This window comes from Phocaeicola barnesiae DSM 18169 = JCM 13652, assembly GCF_000374585.1.
Lineage (GTDB): Bacteria > Bacteroidota > Bacteroidia > Bacteroidales > Bacteroidaceae > Phocaeicola > Phocaeicola barnesiae.
In genome coordinates this window covers 175,227-194,222 of sequence record NZ_KB894650.1, presented here as the reverse complement: position 1 = coordinate 194,222, position 18,996 = coordinate 175,227, and the positions used below count along the sequence as shown (strand labels likewise).

At 47.2% G+C, this 18,996-nt stretch carries 11 protein-coding genes; 6 read left to right on the top strand and 5 right to left on the bottom strand.

Annotation, left to right across the window (positions count from 1 at the left end):
• Positions 1 to 367: 367 nt before the first annotated feature.
• Positions 368 to 1,255 (bottom strand): glucose-1-phosphate thymidylyltransferase RfbA, encoded by an 888-nt coding sequence (rfbA, locus tag C510_RS0109890; protein ID WP_018711182.1) that lies wholly within the window; start codon positions 1,253 to 1,255, stop codon positions 368 to 370.
• Positions 1,256 to 1,555: 300 nt separating this feature from the next.
• Here rfbA and C510_RS0109885 point away from each other — a divergent pair, with 300 nt between their 5' ends.
• Together C510_RS0109885 and C510_RS0109880 are read left to right on the top strand one after the other, a co-directional pair.
• A complete protein-coding gene (locus C510_RS0109885) occupies positions 1,556 to 1,906 on the top strand; it encodes a hypothetical protein (protein WP_025892300.1) in 351 nt (116 codons plus the stop codon).
• Positions 1,907 to 1,923: 17 nt separating this feature from the next.
• Complete coding sequence (locus C510_RS0109880; protein ID WP_018711180.1) at positions 1,924 to 3,048, top strand: glutathionylspermidine synthase family protein; 1,125 nt, start codon at positions 1,924 to 1,926, stop codon at positions 3,046 to 3,048.
• Between the two features lie 84 nt (positions 3,049 to 3,132).
• Here C510_RS0109880 and C510_RS0109875 read toward each other — a convergent pair whose 3' ends face one another.
• Entirely contained in the window at positions 3,133 to 5,760 is a 2,628-nt protein-coding gene (locus C510_RS0109875; RefSeq protein ID WP_018711179.1) for a coiled-coil domain-containing protein, read from the bottom strand.
• 110 nt (positions 5,761 to 5,870) lie between these two features.
• On the opposite strand from C510_RS0109875, the gene C510_RS0109870 reads away from it, so the two are divergent.
• The gene (locus C510_RS0109870; protein WP_018711178.1) at positions 5,871 to 7,379 is read left to right on the top strand and encodes a TrkH family potassium uptake protein; all 1,509 of its coding nucleotides are present in this window, start codon (positions 5,871 to 5,873) and stop codon (positions 7,377 to 7,379) included.
• Positions 7,380 to 7,704: 325 nt separating this feature from the next.
• On the opposite strand, the gene C510_RS0109865 is transcribed toward C510_RS0109870, so the two are convergent.
• The 3 genes from C510_RS0109865 to C510_RS0109855 are packed head-to-tail and all read right to left on the bottom strand — an operon-like array spanning position 7,705 to position 14,162.
• The gene (locus tag C510_RS0109865) at positions 7,705 to 8,592 is read right to left on the bottom strand and encodes a carbon-nitrogen hydrolase (RefSeq protein ID WP_018711177.1); all 888 of its coding nucleotides are present in this window, start codon (positions 8,590 to 8,592) and stop codon (positions 7,705 to 7,707) included.
• A gap of 38 nt (positions 8,593 to 8,630) precedes the next feature.
• Positions 8,631 to 9,665 carry an agmatine deiminase family protein gene (locus C510_RS0109860; protein WP_018711176.1) on the bottom strand — a complete coding sequence of 345 codons (1,035 nt, stop codon included), beginning with the start codon at positions 9,663 to 9,665 and terminating at the stop codon, positions 8,631 to 8,633.
• 18 nt (positions 9,666 to 9,683) lie between these two features.
• Positions 9,684 to 14,162 carry a translocation/assembly module TamB domain-containing protein gene (locus tag C510_RS0109855; protein WP_018711175.1) on the bottom strand — a complete coding sequence of 1,493 codons (4,479 nt, stop codon included), beginning with the start codon at positions 14,160 to 14,162 and terminating at the stop codon, positions 9,684 to 9,686.
• Positions 14,163 to 14,499: 337 nt separating this feature from the next.
• Between C510_RS0109855 and C510_RS0109850 the strand changes: the two genes are divergently transcribed.
• The 3 genes from C510_RS0109850 (at position 14,500) to C510_RS0109840 (ending at position 18,974) form a co-directional block, all read left to right on the top strand.
• On the top strand, positions 14,500 to 15,954 hold the full coding sequence (locus tag C510_RS0109850) for a Na+/H+ antiporter NhaC family protein (protein WP_025892299.1): 1,455 nt from the start codon (positions 14,500 to 14,502) through the stop codon (positions 15,952 to 15,954).
• Between the two features lie 93 nt (positions 15,955 to 16,047).
• Positions 16,048 to 17,421, top strand: coding sequence for a C1 family peptidase (locus C510_RS0109845; RefSeq protein ID WP_025892298.1), 1,374 nt, complete (start codon positions 16,048 to 16,050; stop codon positions 17,419 to 17,421).
• Between the two features lie 200 nt (positions 17,422 to 17,621).
• The gene (locus C510_RS0109840; RefSeq protein ID WP_022339627.1) at positions 17,622 to 18,974 is read left to right on the top strand and encodes a Na(+)-translocating NADH-quinone reductase subunit A; all 1,353 of its coding nucleotides are present in this window, start codon (positions 17,622 to 17,624) and stop codon (positions 18,972 to 18,974) included.
• Positions 18,975 to 18,996 lie beyond the last annotated feature (22 nt).

The window sequence follows — 18,996 nt, the reverse complement described above, 5'->3', positions numbered from 1 at the left end:
TAAGCTTCGTCACGCCGATGGTACTGCGCAAGTGGGAGAGTAGGTAGTCGCCGTCTTGAGGCCCCGGATTCCGCAAGGAGGTCCGGGGCTTTTTTGTGTCCCGGCGTGCCGTCGGTCCGCCGGACGCCCCGCACGGCCTTCCGCCGTGAATCCTCCCTTGCGGGACATATCCTTCACGGTGAAACACCCCTTTCACCGGAAATGCCTTGTATACCAGGCTGCTGCCTGGCTTGTGAAGGCGTGAAGCCAATTCCATAAAAAAAGGTAGGAGCAGACTTATGCTGTCCTACCTGTGTCTTATCAGAATATTTAATGGTATCTGCTGTTCCCTAAGATACGGCAACGCGTTTTTCCATCCAGTTTATACTTAATCTCGGGACAGCTCGTCAATAACCTTCAGCAGATATTGTCCATACTGGTTTTTCAACATTGGTTGTGCCAGTTCACGCATCTTTTCAGGGGTAATCCATCCCTGCCGTAAAGCTATTCCTTCCAGACAAGCTACTTTCAGTCCCTGTCGTTTCTCGATGACTTCGATGTAGGTGGAAGCTTCTGCCAGAGAATCATGTGTACCTGTGTCCAGCCAGGCGAATCCGCGGCCCAAAGTCTGTATCTTCAGTTGCTTATCGGCCAGAAAGCGTTGGTTGACCGAAGTGATTTCCAGCTCACCACGGGCTGAAGGTTTGATGTTTTTGGCTACTTCCACAACCTTGTTCGGATAGAAATATAGACCGGTAACGGCATAGTTGGATTTCGGATGTTCCGGTTTCTCTTCGATGGAGATGCAGTTCCCTTCCTTGTCGAACTCAGCTACACCGTATCTTTCCGGATCGCTGACCCAATATCCGAAAACCGTAGCCATATCCTGCTGTTCCGCATCGGTTACAGCCTGACGAAGTTTCACGGTGAAACTGTTTCCGTGGAAGATGTTGTCGCCCAATACCAGGCAGACCGCATCATTGCCAATGAATGATTCACCGATCAGGAAAGCCTGAGCCAGTCCGTCAGGGCTGGGTTGTTCGGCATATTCAAAATGTACACCGTAATCAGAACCGTCTCCTAACAGACGTTTAAATCCCGGAAGGTCATAGGGAGTTGAGATAATAAGGATTTCCCGAATACCTGCCAGCATCAGTACAGAAATGGGGTAATAAATCATGGGCTTGTCGAAGACAGGCAGTAATTGCTTGGAGACCCCTTTGGTGATGGGGTACAGACGGGTGCCGGAACCTCCGGCCAAAACGATACCTTTCATAGATGGCAGTTTATGTAAAACGTAAAAAAGTTCTTGTTTCAGTGGAGCCATATAAAACGGCATTCCTTTACAAAGGAACGAATTTTATAAGAGGTTTCCAATGTTTTACGGCTGAAATTGTACTTATCTGAAGTCAGGTTATGGAACATATTCCGGTCATATTGCGGTTCCGGATAAGTTTATTATCTTTGTTCGCCAAATGGGATATATCCAAAAGAAGTCCGGATGACAGTATGTTACAGATGAAAGATACTATTGTTCCGGAACTTGTCATACCGATTATCCGAGAAATTTAATCCGATGAAGAAAAAACACTATTTGATGGCAGCCCTTTGTCTGATGACGGTAGCTGCCTGTACCCAAAAGACAGAACTCCCCGAAAATCCGGAAGACAAGGAAGAATACCGTGACAGCCAGGGAAACCAATGGATCTATAACGCCATGCTGATGCGATGGGCACTGATGCCGTCGGTGGCTAACGGGTTGAGTACGACCCATTATTATTATCCGAAAACAGGCTCTTGGACTGATGCGAACGGTTCGCGGGTTGCTTCGCCTTCGAATGTGAAGGTACGTCCTTCTTCTACTTCTTCCAAATCGAGCGGTCACGTGTTCGGTACGAAAAGCCGTTCATTCAGTGTGGGCAGTTAATCAGGAGGAGAAAACGGATGAAACGTATCATGACGACACCCCGGGCTGATTACCGGGATGCTATCGAGGCCTTGGGCTTCGACTATCACATGGACTATTGGAAGGAAGACGCCTATTACGAATTGTCGGAGACGGAAGTGGAGAAACTGGAAACGGCTACTACGGAAGCTTACCGCATGTATTGCGAAACGGCTGATTACCTGATAGAACAGCAACTGGACAAACTGGAACGGATGCTCGACCTGACGCCTGAAATTGTGGAGCTTATCCGGAATTCTTGGGAGGCTGATGAATTGAGTCTGTATGGCCGTTTTGACTTCATGTTTGATAAACAGGGGACTCCACGCATTCTGGAGTTCAATGCCGATACGCCTACCTCTCTGTTGGAAGCGGCGGTCATTCAGTGGCAGTGGAAAGAAGCCTGTTTCCCCAAAGCTGACCAGTATAACGGTATTCATGAGGGGCTGGTACAGTCTTGGGAGGATATGTTCGAGAAAGGAAGTATCCTACATCTGGCCGGGGCTTTGGACAATGCAGAAGATGTAGGTAATCTGCAATACTTGGCCAGTACGGCCCGTGAAGCTGGTCTCTCTACCCGAGTGATTGACATCAATGCCTTGAATCTGCAGGACGGGGTATTTTATGATCCGAGCGGGGAGAAGGTGGAACGCTGTTTCAAGCTTTATCCGTGGGAATGGATGGTGGACGAGAGCCCCGACGGCTGTATGGCCGATGTGCAGTGGGTAGAACCTGTCTGGAAACTGGTGATGTCCAATAAGGCCATCCTGACAACGCTCTTTGAACTTTTCCCGGATTCTCCATATGTGCTTCCGGCATTCTTGTCGCGTCCGCAGAACGGTGTCTACTGCAAGAAACCTGTCTATGCCCGCGAAGGACACAACGTCAGTGTGCTGGATATCCGGAACTGGGAGGAACGGGTACTGGTTCCGGAAACAGAAGGTGATTATAATCGGGGAGCCTATATCTATCAGCAATATGTGGAGCCTACCGTGTATGATGGCCGTTATCCGATTATCGGTTCTTGGATTATCGGTGGGGAAGCGGGTGGAATCGGTATCCGTGAAAACTGTACGGAAATTACTGATAACTTGTCGGCTTTTGTCCCTCATATAATCGGATGAGTCCGGTGAAAAATGAATAAATAGAAAGCCCTGTCTGAACTTCGGATGAGTCAGACAGGGCTTTCTGGTTATTTGAATCATTTGTCAAGGAAATTTTTCACCGATGGTTTCCCGCAAACGGTTGGTCAGCAGGTCTGCCATTTCTTCTTGTCCACACTCGGTAGCTAACTGGATGGCTTCCTGGATGGTCTCTACTCCTTCGGAGGTAGTGAAGAATGCGTCGAACACTTGGACGGCTTGTATCTGGTTGATACTGAAGATGCGTGGTTCGGCGTAACCGGCACAACGGGCTGCAATGTGGTCGGTGTCCATTTCATCGCCCAGCATATCGCGGTACATACCCGGATAAGGTAGGGTGAAGTTTGGTTCGCCCGGCAAGAAGCAGGCGTAGTAGAGTGTCTTTTGAGAAATCCGGCCATTCTTGTCGCGGTAAGTGATGCGCATGGGCTGGCAGCAGCAGATGGCCAGCAATAGCAATTCGGCGGCTTCAGCTGCACCTTCCTGACAAGAGAAGTCGCAGGCGATTTCGTCGGTAGCGAAAAGACTGTCCAGTCCTTCAATGCGGGCGATGGCATCGTGAGGAATGTACTGGGGTTCTCCCTGGATGATTTCCGTACCTTCTACGCCCCAGTCGAAGAGTCCGGCTTTGATCTGCAGGTGACGTGCTTCGAACAGGAACTGGCAGCAATCGGTCGAGGTGATACGGATGTACGGTTGTTTGCGGGAGATGTTTGTCAGTTCATCCTGCAGAGCCCGTTTTTCACGCAATTCTTCTGCCGGTTCTTTCCGGGGTTTCTCTTCTTCCGCTTCCGGTAGCTTGTGCGGATGTACTGCTGCTGAAACAGTTGTAGCTGCAGGACTTTTTTCTTCCTTGGAAGTGGTTTCTTCCTTTTCGTTGGTTACCCGTGGCATTTCGGGTTTTTCCGAAGTCGTTTCAGTAGATTCCATAGCGTTTCGGAGTGCGGTTTTCTGTTCCTCCAACGCTTCTTTTTCTGCTTCCAACGCTTTCCGGTAGGATTCCAGTTCCTGTTTGGTATTTTCCAGTTTCTTCCATTGGTCTTCCAGTGTTTTTTGGGAAGTGGCCAGGGCCTGTTTTTCGGCCTTTACAGTCTGGATCGTTTCGTTCAGGTTTTTCTGTTGTATTGCAAATTCAGACTTTGCGTTTTCCAACGCTAGCTTGTCGGCTTCTACTGCCTGCTTGAACGCATCCAGTTCCTGCTGCTGTTTTTCCCATGCAGCTTGGGAGGTATTAAAGGCCTCCTGTTTTGTCTTCAGTGTTTCCTGTGAGGCTGCGAGTTCTTCTTTCTGCGAATCTATGGCTTCCTTTTCGGTTGCCAATTTTTGTTGGAAAGCTTCCTGTTCTTGTTGGGCGGTCTTCAGTTCCCGTTGTTGGGTTTCGTATGTCTTTTGGGCTGCATCCAATTCCTTCTGTTGGGATTCCAAAGCTATTTTGGCTGTTTCCAGCTCCTTTAACTGATTCTTCAGTTCCGTTTTTGAAGCTTCCAGCTCTTTCTGCTGCGTATGGAGTGTTTCTTGCAGGGAGGTCCATTCTTCCTTTTTGACCTCGGATGCGGCCTTGACGGCTTTCAATTCTTCCTGGAAGCCTTGTAAAGCCTGTTTGGATTCCTGCAGCTCTTTCAACGAAACTTCCAGCATTTGTTTGGATGTCTCTACTTCCTTCTTCGAAAGTTCCAGACCTTCTGTCATAGCTTTCAAAGCAGTTTCAGAGGCCTCCAGATCTTTCTGCAGAGTCTGTACGGACATTTGGACTGTTGCTTTTTCAGCTTTTGCCGATTCTGCTTCCTGTCGTGCAACCGATGTTTCTGATTTAGCTTTTTCGTATGCTTGACGGGTGGTTTCCATTTCGGCTTTGATGGCCTGCAACTCTTCGGTCAGGGCTGTTTTCTCTTGAAGTACTGCCTGTAATTCTTTTTGCGAACTGGCTGATGCTGTTTCTGAGGCAGTCTGTAAAGACTGGAGCTGTGTATGGAGATTCTCTAATTGACTGTTCTGTTGGGATACAGATTGCTGAAGTTTTTTATTTTCTTCGGTCAAAGCTGTATTCTCTTGCATCAGAGCAGTCTGTTTCTGTTCGGTTTCTGCTTTTTGTCGGGATAAATCGGACAGTTTCTGTTCTAACTCTGTTCTCTGTCGGTTGACTTCAGCCAGTTCTTTATTTGATGCTTCTTTTTGGTTATTCAGTTCCGTCAGTTTCTGTGCAAGCTCATCTTGCTGTTGGGTGAGCTTAGCCAGTTGTTTGTCGGTTATATCCTTTTGGTTGGTCAGCTCAGTCAGCTTTTGTTCTGTTTCCGTTTTCTGCTGTTTGAGCGTAGCTATTTCTTTGACAGATTTTTCCGTTTGGTGGATGAGCTCAGCTAGTTTCTGTTCGAGCTCAGCTTTCTGTTGGGTAAGTACAGCCAGTTGTTTGTCGGTTTCTTCCTTCAGCTGTGTCAAGTCATTCAGTTTTTGTTGACTTTCATCCTGCTGAGAGGTGAGTTTCGCTTCCTGTTCCTGCTGTTTGCTTTTCAGTGATTTGAGTTCTTCTTGCAGCCGGACAAGTTGATTTTGCCGGTCTTCCAGACTACTGACGGTCTGGTTCAACCGGCCGGAGAGTTGGTTTTTCTCTTCCTGCATCCGACTGAGGTCGGCCTGTAGTTGGTCGACGTCAATTCCGCCCCATTTTTTGAGGAGTTGCAGTGCAAGTTTGTTCATACGTAATCGGTTAAATGAGTATTTTATGCATAATTATATGCAAATTACGGAAATTTTATTGAAAAATCCTACCTTTTGCGTAAGTTTGCACTTCAAAAGAAACAGGTCTTATGGATGATTTTTTGATTAATGACATACACGTAACAGGAAATCGGAACGGTAACAGCCTTATTAACAGGAAAATGATTTTCCGTATTTTGGGCGTTTTACTGGCTATTGAGGCTATATTGCTGCTCATTTCCGGTTGTGTATCGGTAATTTACGACGAATCGGATTATATTTATTTCGTCTATTGTGCCCTTCTGAATCTTGGGGTAGGGAGTGTATTGGTATGGTTAGGTCGGCATGCCGACAATACGGTGACCCGTCGGGACGGTTACTGTATCGTAGCTTTTACCTGGTTGCTGTTTACCGCTTTCGGGATGCTTCCTTTTTATATCAGCGGAGCTATTCCGTCTATTCCGAATGCCTTTTTTGAGACGATGTCTGGTTTTACAACTACCGGGGCCACTATTCTGGATGATATAGAGGCTTTATCGCACGGAATGCTTTTCTGGCGGAGTTTTACACAATGGATCGGCGGTTTGGGAATTATCTTCTTTACCATCGCTGTATTGCCGATTTTCGGTGTAGGTAACCAGGTGCTTTTCTCGGCGGAAGCTACAGGGGTGATACACGACAAGATTCATCCGAAAATCAGTGTGATGGCCAAATGGTTGTGGCTGATTTATCTGCTGATTACCGGTTCCTTGATTATTCTGTTGCTGATAGGTGGAATGGACTTGTTCGATGCTGTGTGTCATGCATTCGCGACGGCTGCAACCGGAGGGTATTCGACGAAGCAGACCAGTGTTGCTCATTGGAATTCGGCCTATATTGAATACGTTATTGCCATCTATATGTTGTTGTCCAGCATCAACTTTTCTCTGTATTTCATGTGTCTGCGCGGACAGGTACGCCATTTGTTCAAAGATGATGAAACCAAGGCTTTTCTGACTTCCGTGATGGTGGTGACATTATTGATTACAGTTTCATTGGTGTTGCATAATGGATACGGATTGGAACGGGCTTTCCGGTCTGCATTTTTCCAGGTAGCTTCCCTGCATACTTCCTGTGGATTCGGAACCGACGATTACAATATGTGGGCACCGTTTACGTGGATGCTGTTTCTGTATACCATGGTGGCCGGAGGATGTACAGGTTCTACCAGTGGAGGTGTGAAATTGATGCGTGTAGTAATCCTTCTACGGAATGTAAAGAACGAGTTTAACCGTCTGATGCATCCGCGTGCTGTATTACCGGTGAAAGTGAATGGACAGGCTGTTTCGCAGAATACATTGGCCACGGTAGGTACGTTTGTCATCCTCTATCTGATATGTGCCTTTGTGGGATGGACGCTGCTGGTATTCATGGGACTGAATCTGGAAGACGCATTAGGTACCGTACTTTCAAGTATGGGAAATACAGGCCCTGGACTTGGCTCTTTTGGTCCGGCTTTCTCTTGGAATGCTTTACCCGATGCGGCTAAATGGGTTTTGTCTTTCCTGATGCTGATCGGTCGTCTGGAAGTCTTCGGTATCCTGCTGATGTTTGCTCCGAGTTTTTGGGAGAAACATTGATGGGGCTCTATTTGTCCGAAGGCGGCTGTTTATCGCTTCGAGTTTTTATTGAATAGTTCCGACTGTGGTTCTTGTTTGTGGAGTGTGCCGGGACTCTTTTGTCGGACATAAGGAGGGTATAACCCTTCTATGATATTATTCTGTATGAAAGAAACGAGGCTGTTTCACGTGCGAGTGAGCCAGTCTCGTTTCGGGTATGTATAAAGACGATCAACTTACTATCTGAATACATTTTCCTGAGTCAGTCTGATAGCTGCTCTGATTGCTTATGTGACGAATTTATTCTGTGGATTTATGGGATAATAATTAAATCCTTTGGATAAATTCAATCGATGAAGCGTCGGGTCAGCTGTTCGAATTCGTCGATGCGACGATCACGCAGGAACGGCCACCAGCGTCGTACGTTTTCGCTGCGGTTCATGTCTATTTCCACCACCAGGTTCTCTTCTTTCAGGTTGCTTGCCTGTGCCAACAGTTCCCCTTGTGGACCGGCTACGAAGCTGTTTCCCCAGAACTGGATACCGTTGGTCTGTCCCGACGGGTCGGGTTCCAATCCCACACGGTTAACGGCAATGACCGGTAATCCGTTGGCTACGGCATGTCCCCGCTGGACGGTAACCCATGCACCCAACTGACGCATCTTCTCTTCCTGTGTGTCGGTACTTTCCCAGCCGATAGCGGTAGGATAAATCAGCAGTTCAGCTCCTTTCAAGGCCATGATGCGTGCTCCTTCGGGATACCACTGGTCCCAGCACACCTGTACGCCCAGTTTACCGATGGATGTCTCGATAGGCTCGAAACCCAAGTCGCCGGGTGTGAAATAGAATTTCTCGTAATAGGCGGGATCGTCCGGAATATGCATCTTGCGGTATTTCCCGGCCATGCTTCCATCTGTATCGAAAACAACGGCTGTATTGTGGTACAAGCCGGCTGCCCGACGTTCGAAAAGGGAAGTGACCAGCACGATGTGGTAGGCGGCTGCCAGTTCACTATAGAATCCGGTAGAAGGACCGGGGATCGGTTCGGCCAGGTCGAACAGGTTGGTGTCTTCGGTCTGACAGAAATACGGGGTGTTATGCAGTTCCTGGAGTACTACCAATTGAGCACCTGCCTGCGCTACTGTGGCAATGTTATGGTGCAGTTTTTCGAGGTTGAATTTGATATCGTTGGTGCATGATTGCTGGACGATACCTACGCGAATGGTTCTTTTCATGTCTTGTATCTTGTTTTTGAATGGTTGTCTTTGTTCAATTATTTAATCCGGGATGGGAAGACTCCTTCGGGATATTGCATGGTGACGCAATGCAGCGACCCGTGCTGCTTGATGAGGGCACGGCAGTCTATTCCCACAATCTCGTGACGGGGGAAGGCCGTAGCCAGTATACGGGCGGCTTCGGCATCCTTCTCCGGCTGGTTATAAGTAGGATAGAGTACAGCCTCGTTCATGATGAGGAAGTTGGCATAGGTGGCTGGCAAACGTTCGTCATCGGCATAAGCAGGGGCGGCCATCGGCAGTGGCAGCAGTCGGTAAGGGTTCCCGTCGAGCGTACGAAAACTCTTCAGCTGCTCTTCCATGCGGTGCAGGGCTTCGTAATGTTCATCGGCAGGGTCTGTACACTGTACATAGACAATGGTGTGGTCCGGACAAAGGCGAGCCAAGGTGTCTACATGGCTGTCTGTATCGTCACCGGCAAGGTAGCCGTCTTCCAGCCACAATACTTGCCGGAGGTTGAACCGTTCTTTCAGATAGACTTCGATTTCGGCTCTGGAAAGGGTATCGTTGCGGTTGGGAGCCAACAGGCAAGGCGCAGTGGTAAGCAAGGTCCCTTCTCCATCGCTTTCAATGGACCCTCCTTCGAGGACAAAATTCCGGCAGTTGATGTAAGTACCGTTCAACATACCGCTTTCATACAAACGGGAATTGATGAGGTTGTCCTTGCAAGCGGCAAACTTCATGCCCCAGCCGTTGAAGCAGAAATCCAGCAGGAGAGGCTGCTTGTCAGCATCCAGTAGAGTGATGAATCCGTGGTCGCGTGCCCAGGTATCGTTGGTTGGGCAGGCGAGGTAATGGATATTGTGACGAAAAGGGACATTCTCCAGTGCAGCCGGAAATTCCGGGGCGACCAGCAGCAACGGCTGGCGGGTAGCTATTTCAGTAGCTAGCTGAAGGAAGCAGGCTTCTACTTCGTCCAGCATATAGGCCCAGTCTGTGTCAGCGTGAGGCCACGTCAGTTGAATACAGCTTTGCGGGTGCCATTCGGCCGGTAAAAAAAAGTCTTTTTTCATGTGTCGTAATCTATTATTCTATTGTTTTTCTGTTTTCTTATCGGAGTCTGACTTGCGCATCTTTCTGCGATGCAGGAACCAGTCAAGCAATTCTTTCCAGTCAGTAAAATCCTTCTTGTAAATCAAACCGATACCTTGGGTGGTCAAGGTAGATTTGGTGAAGTAGCGGTCATTGGTCTGATTATATCCGCGTAAACGGAATTCACCGTTTCGGGTCAACAGCCAGATGGCTTCGAAGTCACCGATGAAATTGGTATTGGCCAATGTATTTTCCTTGTAACCGAAATTACCGTTCAGAATCAGTCGGTTGTTCAGCAGTCGTCCCGACAGGAAAGCTTCTGCCTCTACGTTGTTCCAGCCGTTCTGGCCGGTGCTGAGATTTGTCCCGATGTTCCAGTTCTGGCTGTCGATGACCTGCGACAGCATGTTGTTCAACTGACCGGACAGGGTACTGAACGCCAGCGAACTGGTAGCAGATGATTGAGTATTCCCTGCACCGTTGTCGTAAGGGTAGAACTTACCGATACCCAGCAGATATATGATCTGGGTATTCATCTGGTCTTCTGTACTGGTCAGGCTGCGTACCAGTTCCTGGTCTTCTTCATTGACAGTCGGTAATTCCAGGTCGAATGACAGATTCGGTGAAGTCATCGGGCCACTCAGGTTCATGATACAGTTGACACGGATATTACCCCGGGATGTGGTGGCATCCTGAATCAAGTCGTTCAGAGAGGCTGAATTGACAGTGTAAACGGCCTGTACATTCAGATTGGCTGTTCTCGGGTCTCCGTTGAAGGTTACCGTACCTCCCGGGCTCAAGGTGAAATCCTTGCGAATCACATTCTGCATACTCAGTTTGTAGATACCCTCGGATATGATGTAGTTTCCGAAAATCTGGAATTCTCCCTTGTTGAAGAAGCTGATACGTAGGTTTCCGGTACCAGTTCCTGATATGTTGTCGCCGGCTACCGGATCCATAATGATTTTCATCTGTGCCTGTTCCGTCGGTTCAATCTGCAGGTTGATGTGTATATCCATCGGAGTATCATTATCCTCTTGAGCCGTTTTCGCTTTTGTATGGAAGAAATCGGGTACTTCCACTTCCTGTCTTCTCCGGGGTGTCTTATCGACAAAGGTGATGAACTGGTTGCTGGTAGCTTCGGCGGCAGCTCCCAGTACATAGGTGAAAGAAGTCCGGTTATCGGCTCGTACATCTCCTTCTACGACCAATGTGTTGTCTCCTCCGCGTAAGGAAACGTTTCCGGTACTGTATATGTGTCCGTAGAAGGGAAATTCTGGGGTTGCATCATCGGTGGAATAGACCAGCATATTCCGGGCATTGAAGTGGAAACGGTAGGCCAGGTTCTTCAGTTTGGTATGGTTCAACTCACCGTCAACTGTTCCTGTATGACCTTCCGGATCTTTCAACTGTACATTTTTGAACTGGAAGGAACCGGGAGTAATGTGTACAGAATCGGCACTTGCCTCAAAGCGGGTATTGAGAATGTCTACCTTGAATCCCATGTTCGCCTTGACATCACCTTCCAGGTCAAGTCCTGAGAAGGGACCGAACAAGCGTATGTTTCCATAGGCAGCTCCATGTGTATCGCTGAAGATGCCTTTGATGAAGGGCTGCAGGAAGGCCAGGTCGGTTCCACCGGCTTCGATATTCAAGTCCAATCCTTTCAGTTTGGGGGAGACGTAACCGTTTACCCGGGTAAATACGGTATCGTTCCAGATATCAGCATTCAGCCGGATGCCTCCGATTTCCTTGTCCCAGGCTCCTCCGATTTTTGCCTGTCCCAACAAAGCATCGTTGAGTGAAAAATCTTTAGCTTCCAAATCAGCTAAAATATCAGGTTCTGCCAGTACATGCTTCAGGTGTACCTTCCCACTGACCAGCGCATAGAATTTGACTGCATGGAACTGGATAATGTCCATGACATACTGAAGATTAATGTTCTGTAAGTCTACCAGACAGGAATCCGCTTCCGTCTTTCCTAAGCGTCCGTTGATTTTCAGGAACTGATTGTTGTGCTCGAATAGGAAATTGCTTACCTCAACGGTATCCCGTTCAATACGGATGGTAGAGGGATGTATGTTCCATACAGTATCGTTGACAATGAACTTGCTGGGTTGCAAATCTATCTGAGTACGTAGTTTCCGATGCTTTTCCGGATGGCTGAACTGTGTGATGGCTCCGATTCTTCCGCTATAAGTCACTTGAGCATCGTTCCCCCAATAAAGGTTTGTATACAAGCGGTCATTCTTTACCAAAGTGTTCAGTGCCAGGTTAATCATGGCTCCTTTGTTGGTCTGGAAGGTGGTACGTATTAATCCTTCCAATCTGTCTCCGGAGTTTTTCAGCAACAGGTTCCCAGACTCATAATAACTGCCCTTATAATAGAATTGTGGAAACGCACCCTTCACGTCGAGCGTCTGATCCTTGTCGTCGAAATACCCGTTCAGTGTAACCGGCATATCTAATTGCAAAGGAATATCCAATACCTTTTGCAGAAATTCACTGTTTCCCAGGTGGAGGTTAAAGTGGAAATTATTGGTGGATTCCGGCAGCTTCTTGTCGGTAGGGAAAAGTGAAGGCAGGTATCGGGTTAAGATACGTAAAATACTTGGCCAGATAGTTTGATAGGAATATCTGCCCTGTAAATCACCGTTCAAGAAAGACGAACGGATGCTTAATCTTTTCTCTTCCTCACTGATTTTATTGGCAGAAACTCGGAAACTTTGCAGGAAGTAACTCTTTTCGGTATCGGGGTTATCCAGTAAAAGACTGTCTATCGCAATAAATCCCTGCATGTCATCAATGTTGTGACCGGTAAAATCCGCATTGAGATTGAGTGAAATGCCAGTATTCTCATATTTCTCTGTAAGATGCAGATTGTTGGGACGGAAATTCCGGACAGTAGCTTTCAGGTTGAAATCAGGTGATTTTTTTTCGGTCAGGAAGCTACCGTCGATGTGTATGGAACCGTTTTCATCATCCATATACAGACGGCCGTTGAATCCTCCCGGATTATATTCTCCATCCAGCGTGATATCCTTATATGCATATTGCTTGTATTCCAATGTAGCAATCTTCCCTTTGATGTAAGACGATGCACGTCCGTTCTGGTATTTTAATCCATTCAGATTCAAATCGAAGGCGGTACTACCCAACAGTTCTTCTTTTCCTAGAAGTTTCCCTAACTGTAAGCTGTCGCTGGCTACATGACCGGAAAAGTTTCGTGCTTGGGTCTGGGGATTCTTGTGCATGGTAACGTTGGCCTGGATAGCTCCTACACCTGAGCGTATGTATCCATGCATTGTCAATTGGGATGGGACTCCTGAGACTTTGCCGTTAAATCGAATGAACTCAATGTTCTTCAATACGGGAGGCATGTCTGTTTTTCCGGTAAAGTTACGTAAAATCCATTCAATACCTTCGGAGCCGATTTCAGCTTTGGCTATTTCACTGTAGAAACGTGGTTCTCGGGTAGGGTCACTACCATCCATTTGTCCGTTGATGTCAATGTTCAATCCTTCTCCCGGAGTTGTGATACGAAGCCGGGAAAGTGAAACCTGTTTCCCTTTTCCATGAAATGCCATACCAAACTGGAATGGACTTGTTACCTCATGAAATGCCGGTACAAATGCCTGTAGATCAGCTAATGCAACGTCGGCATGCAAACGCCCCCGATAGGTTAATGTATTGGATAAACTGGTCAGTTGAGACAAATCTGTAAACTTAGCCGCGAGGGTGTCCACCTTTAACGTGGAGTTCGGCAGTTCGAGCGTAAATTTCATTGTACGCAGGCTGTGTCGGTTAGCCATAACTCCTACGGAAAGCTGTTTCAGCTGGAATCCACTATGTTCGGTGAAACTCATGCGGCGGATATGAGCATTAATGGAGTCGGAAGTTAAGGCTTTCAGTGAAAGCATGGCTGAAAGGTCACTGATGTTCAGGTGGTTTGCGTTGAATTTTCCCAGAGTGGGGGGAGCTGTCAGTACGTCGTATGAAACATGCCCTCTGCGAATCAATATGGAATTGATACGCAGGTCAATCTTATTTTCTTTTTTGACTGTATCTTTCGAAGCCAGTGCATCGATGATGAATTGAAAATTCGGCTTGCTGGTAGGAGAGGTCTTCTGTAGTCTGGCCTCCAGTCCGAATAGCTGCACACTATTGATACGGATCTTTTGCTGGCTGAGTGCCGGAATATCAATTTTAGCCGAGAAGCGGGGAATGAGCAGCAGGTCGGCTCCAGCCTGGTCCTTTACCTGTAAATCACTGATGATAACGCGGTTCAGCAAGCCTAAATCAATGTTCCCGATAGACACTTCTGTACGGAATAATTTAGAGAGTTCGTTTGACGCAATGATGGAAAGCTTTCGCTGTACAAAAGGAATGTTCAGCGCCAGAATGACTCCGAAGTAGAGTGTCAACAGCAAGATGGCTGTGAATCGGATGGTATGTTTTATGCGAACGAAATGGCTCATAAGTCTTTAAACATACAAAAGTACAAATATCGGAGAAAGTTTCCGACAATTGGAGGGAGTTTTTAAGAATTTTATTAAGGTTGTCGTATAAGAAAATATTTAAATACATCATGCTTGGGCAATGCCATGTGTTGCGAAAATGTATACAGATGACATGAATATGCATTTTCTTCCTCTGTAAGGTCTATAAAAATTTAAAAAAGCTGAATTTTAGGGGTCTGATTGTGATAAATTGAAAATATATTCAGAATTTTGCATAGAAATAGAAAATGATAATCAGTGGGGCCGATAGCGTTTCGGTACTGGTAGCTAAAGCAAATAAAAGTAACAAGCAATGATGCAAAACAAAAAAATTCCTTCACCGTGGGTGTCTCTTCTTCCGATTCTAGTTTTAGTAGTTCTCTTATTTTTCACCATTTCCATTTTTGGTTCCGATGCCTTGAGTGGAGGTAGTCAGATTTGTCTGCTTTTCACTACCGCCTTATGTACTTTGGTCGGCATGGCCGGTTACCGGATTCCGTGGAAAGAATTTGAATGCGCTATTGTCAATAACATTACCGGAGTAAGTACAGCTTTGATTATTCTGCTGATTATCGGAGCACTTTCAGCAGCATGGATGCTGAGCGGTGTAGTACCTACGCTTATTTACTATGGTGTGCAGATTATTCATCCCCGCTTTTTCCTGGTTTCGTGCTGCATCATCTGTGCGGTGGTGTCTGTCATGACCGGAAGTTCGTGGACTACGATTGCTACCATCGGTATTGCCTTGATGGGTATCGGCAAGGCACAAGGTTTTGCCGAGGGATGGACGGCCGGTGCCATCATTTCGGGCGCATATTTCGGCGACAAGATTTCACCGTTGTCGGATACTACCGTTTTGGCTTCTTCGGTGACTGAAACTCCGTTGTTCACTCATATCCGTTACATGATGTTCACTACTGTACCTTCGCTGATTATTACGTTGATACTCTTTACAGTGGCGGGCTTCTTTCATACAGTGAACGGAACAGAACACATTGCCTTGTTTACGGACGGACTTTCCGAGCGTTTCCATATTTCCCTGTGGCTGCTGCTGGTTCCGGTCGTTACCGGTATTCTGATAGCCAAGAAAGTACCTTCTATCATTACCTTGTTCCTTTCTACGCTGATGGCGGTAGTGTTCATGTTGCTTTTCCAGCCGGAGGTGGTTATGGAGATTGCGGGTGACTGTGCCAACCGTGCGACGGCCTTGTTCAAAGGTACGTTGGTCTCTCTTTATTCGGCTACTTCGCTGGCTGCGCCTACTTCGGAATTGGGAGAACTGATTGCTACCCGAGGAATGAGTGGTATGATGGGTACCATTTGGCTGATTATTTGTGCGATGTGCTTGGGCGGAGCGATGACAGCCTGCGGAATGTTGGGTAGTATCACTTCGTTGTTTGTACGTTTCACCCACCGGTTGGTCGGGTTGGTTGCTTCGACCGTAGGTACAGGACTGTTCCTGAATCTGGCTACAGCTGACCAGTACATTTCTATAATCCTGACGGGAAATATGTTCAAAGGAATTTATGAGAAAGAAGGATATGAATCCCGTCTGTTGAGCCGTACTACGGAAGATGCGGTGACGGTGACCTCTGTGTTGATACCGTGGAATACCTGTGGTATGACGCAAGCCACTATCCTGGGGGTTCCTACGCTCACTTACTTACCGTACTGTTTCTTCAATTATATCAGTCCGCTGATGAGTATTCTGGTGGCGGCAATCGGTTATAAAATCGTAAAACCGGTCCGTATGCCGAAGACAGAGAACTGAATCTATTAAAAATGATAGAAAGGTATAGCCAAACTTTTTGGATTTCTTGGAAATTAGTTATTTTTGTTGCCAAATAGATAACTTTAACAATTCATGAAAAAACAGATGACTTTGGCTTGCCTTATGGCAATGGCTTTAGGCGCACAGGCACAACAAGGGGGAATCTCTGCAGATATGCTGAAGCAGATTCAAGGCACCTACAAGCATACTGCTGCCGACAAGGCAATCCATAACGCAATGGCGGGCACTTCGCTGGGAGTGCTGGCCCGTAACCAGGAGAGCCTGGCTAATTTTGACGCGAACTTTTCCGATAAAGTGGTTTCGGTAGGCATTACCAACCAGAAACAGTCGGGACGTTGCTGGCTGTTTACGGGGCTGAATGTGCTTCGTGCGCAGATGATAGCCAAATACGGTCTGAAGGAAATGGAGTTCTCGCAGAATTATAATTTCTTCTATGACCAGTTGGAAAAATCGAACTTGTTCCTGCAAGGCATCATCGATACCCGTGAGAAACCGATGGATGACAAAATGGTGGAATGGCTGTTCAAGAATCCGATAGGGGATGGAGGGCAGTTTACCGGGGTGTCGGACTTGATTCTGAAGTACGGACTGGTACCAGCTTCCGTCATGCCGGAAACCTACAGCAGTGAACATACCGATGAACTGAACCGGTTGCTGGGACTGAAGCTCCGTGAATTTGGTCTGCAGCTCCGCGACACGGCTGCAAAAGGCGCAGATGCGAAGAGTTTACAGCAGCAGAAGACAGAAATGCTGGGTACAGTATACAGCATGTTGGCGTTGGCGTTGGGTGAACCGGTGAAGAACTTCACTTATACCGTTAATGGGGTAACGAAGGAATATACTCCGCTTTCTTTCTATCAGGAGTTTCTGGGGAATGACCTCGACGGAAACTATGTGATGGTAATGAACGATCCGAGCCGTGACTATTACCAATGTTATGAAATCGATTATGACCGACATGTGTACGACGGAAAGAACTGGAAATATGTGAATCTCCCCATCGAAGACATCAAACAGATGGCTATCGCTTCCATCAAAGACAGCACTATGCTTTATTTCTCTTGTGATGTAGGCAAGTTCATGGACCGCAAGCGCGGCGTACTCGACATCAACAACTTCGACTACAACTCATTGATGGGTACCACATTCGGAATGGACAAGAAGCAGCGCATACAGACCTTTGCCAGCGGTTCCAGCCATGCCATGACGCTGATGGCCGTTGACCTGGACAAGGCCGGCAAGCCGAAGAAGTGGATGGTGGAAAACAGTTGGGGAAAAGACAGCGGCTATCAGGGACACATGATCATGACTGACGAATGGTTCAATGAGTATATGTTCCGCTTGGTGGTAGAGAAGAAATACGTCCCTTCGAAGGTACTTGATATCCTGAAGAAGGAGCCGGTACGTCTGCCCGCATGGGATCCGATGTTTGCTGATGAGGAATAATTTCCAGCGGTTTGTGAGGGGAAATTGAGACGATGACTTTTTGTAAGGAAGACGAGAAGACCGGATATTTCCGGTGAACGGTCGGTTAGACTCCCGATTTATGGAATTATTTCCTTAATATCGGGGTTTAACTTTTCTTTTTTCCCTTATTTTTCTTTAATTTTGCGACCAAATTATAAAACCATTTTTTATAACCTAATATGGCAAATTTAATTAAATTGCGTAAAGGCTTAGACATAAACCTGAAAGGCAAGGCTGCCGCAGAGGTTGTAGCTGTAAAAGAGCCGGGATTCTATTCGTTGGTTCCGGATGATTTTACAGGTGTAACTCCGAAGGTGGTTGTGAAGGAACAGGAATATGTAATGGCCGGAGGACCCTTGTTTATTGACAAGAATCATCCTGAAGTAAAATTTGTTTCGCCCGTAAGCGGCGTAGTGACAAGTGTGGAGCGCGGCGCTCGCCGTAAGGTGATGAACATCGTCGTAGAAGCAGCTGCAGAACAGGACTACGAAGAATTCGGCAAGAAGAACGTTGCTTCCATGAACGGTGAAGCTGTCAAGGAAGCATTGCTGAATGGCGGTATGTTCGCTTTCATCCGTCAGCGTCCGTATGATGTGATTGCTGATCCGACTGTTGCTCCGAGAGCTATTTTCGTTTCTGCCTTCGACTCGAATCCGTTGGCTCCTGATTTCGAAATCGCTCTGAAGGGTGAAGAAGCAAACTTCCAGACAGGTCTGGATGCTCTGGCAAAGATTGCCAAGACTTATCTGAGTATTAGCGTGAACCAGAAGGCTGCTGCCTTGACTCAGGCTAAAAATGTAACACTGACTGTATTCGATGGTCCGAACCCTGCAGGTAATGTAGGTGTACAGATCAACCACATCGCACCTATTAATAAAGGTGAAACCGTGTGGACAATCGACCCGCAGGCAGTGATTTTTATTGGTCGCCTGTTCAATACCGGCCGTGTTGACCTGACCCGTACGGTAGCCATTACCGGTTCGGAAGTGAAGAAACCGGCTTATTGCAAACTGAAGGTAGGTGCTTTGCTGACAGATGTGCTGGCTAACAATGTAAACAAGGAACGCGAACTGCGCTACATCAGCGGTAACGTACTGACTGGTAAGAAGATTGCAGCCAACGGATTCCTCGGCGCTTTCCATAGCCAGGTGACTGTCATTCCGGAAGGAAACGACGTTCACGAAATGTTGGGTTGGATCATGCCGCGTCTGAACGATTTCAGTACCAGCCATTCTTACTTCAGCTGGCTGATGGGCAAGAACAAGGAATATACCTTGGATGCACGTATCAAGGGTGGCGAACGTCACATGATCATGTCTAACGAATACGACAAGGTTCTGCCGATGGATATCATGCCGGAATACCTGATCAAGGCTATCATTGCCGGTGATATCGACCGTATGGAACAGCTCGGTATCTACGAAGTAGCTCCGGAAGATTTCGCTTTGGCTGAATTTGTCTGCTCTTCGAAGATGGAATTGCAGCGCATCGTCCGCGAAGGACTGGATATGCTCCGTCGTGAAATGTGCTAATGAACTAATTAATACGAAAACG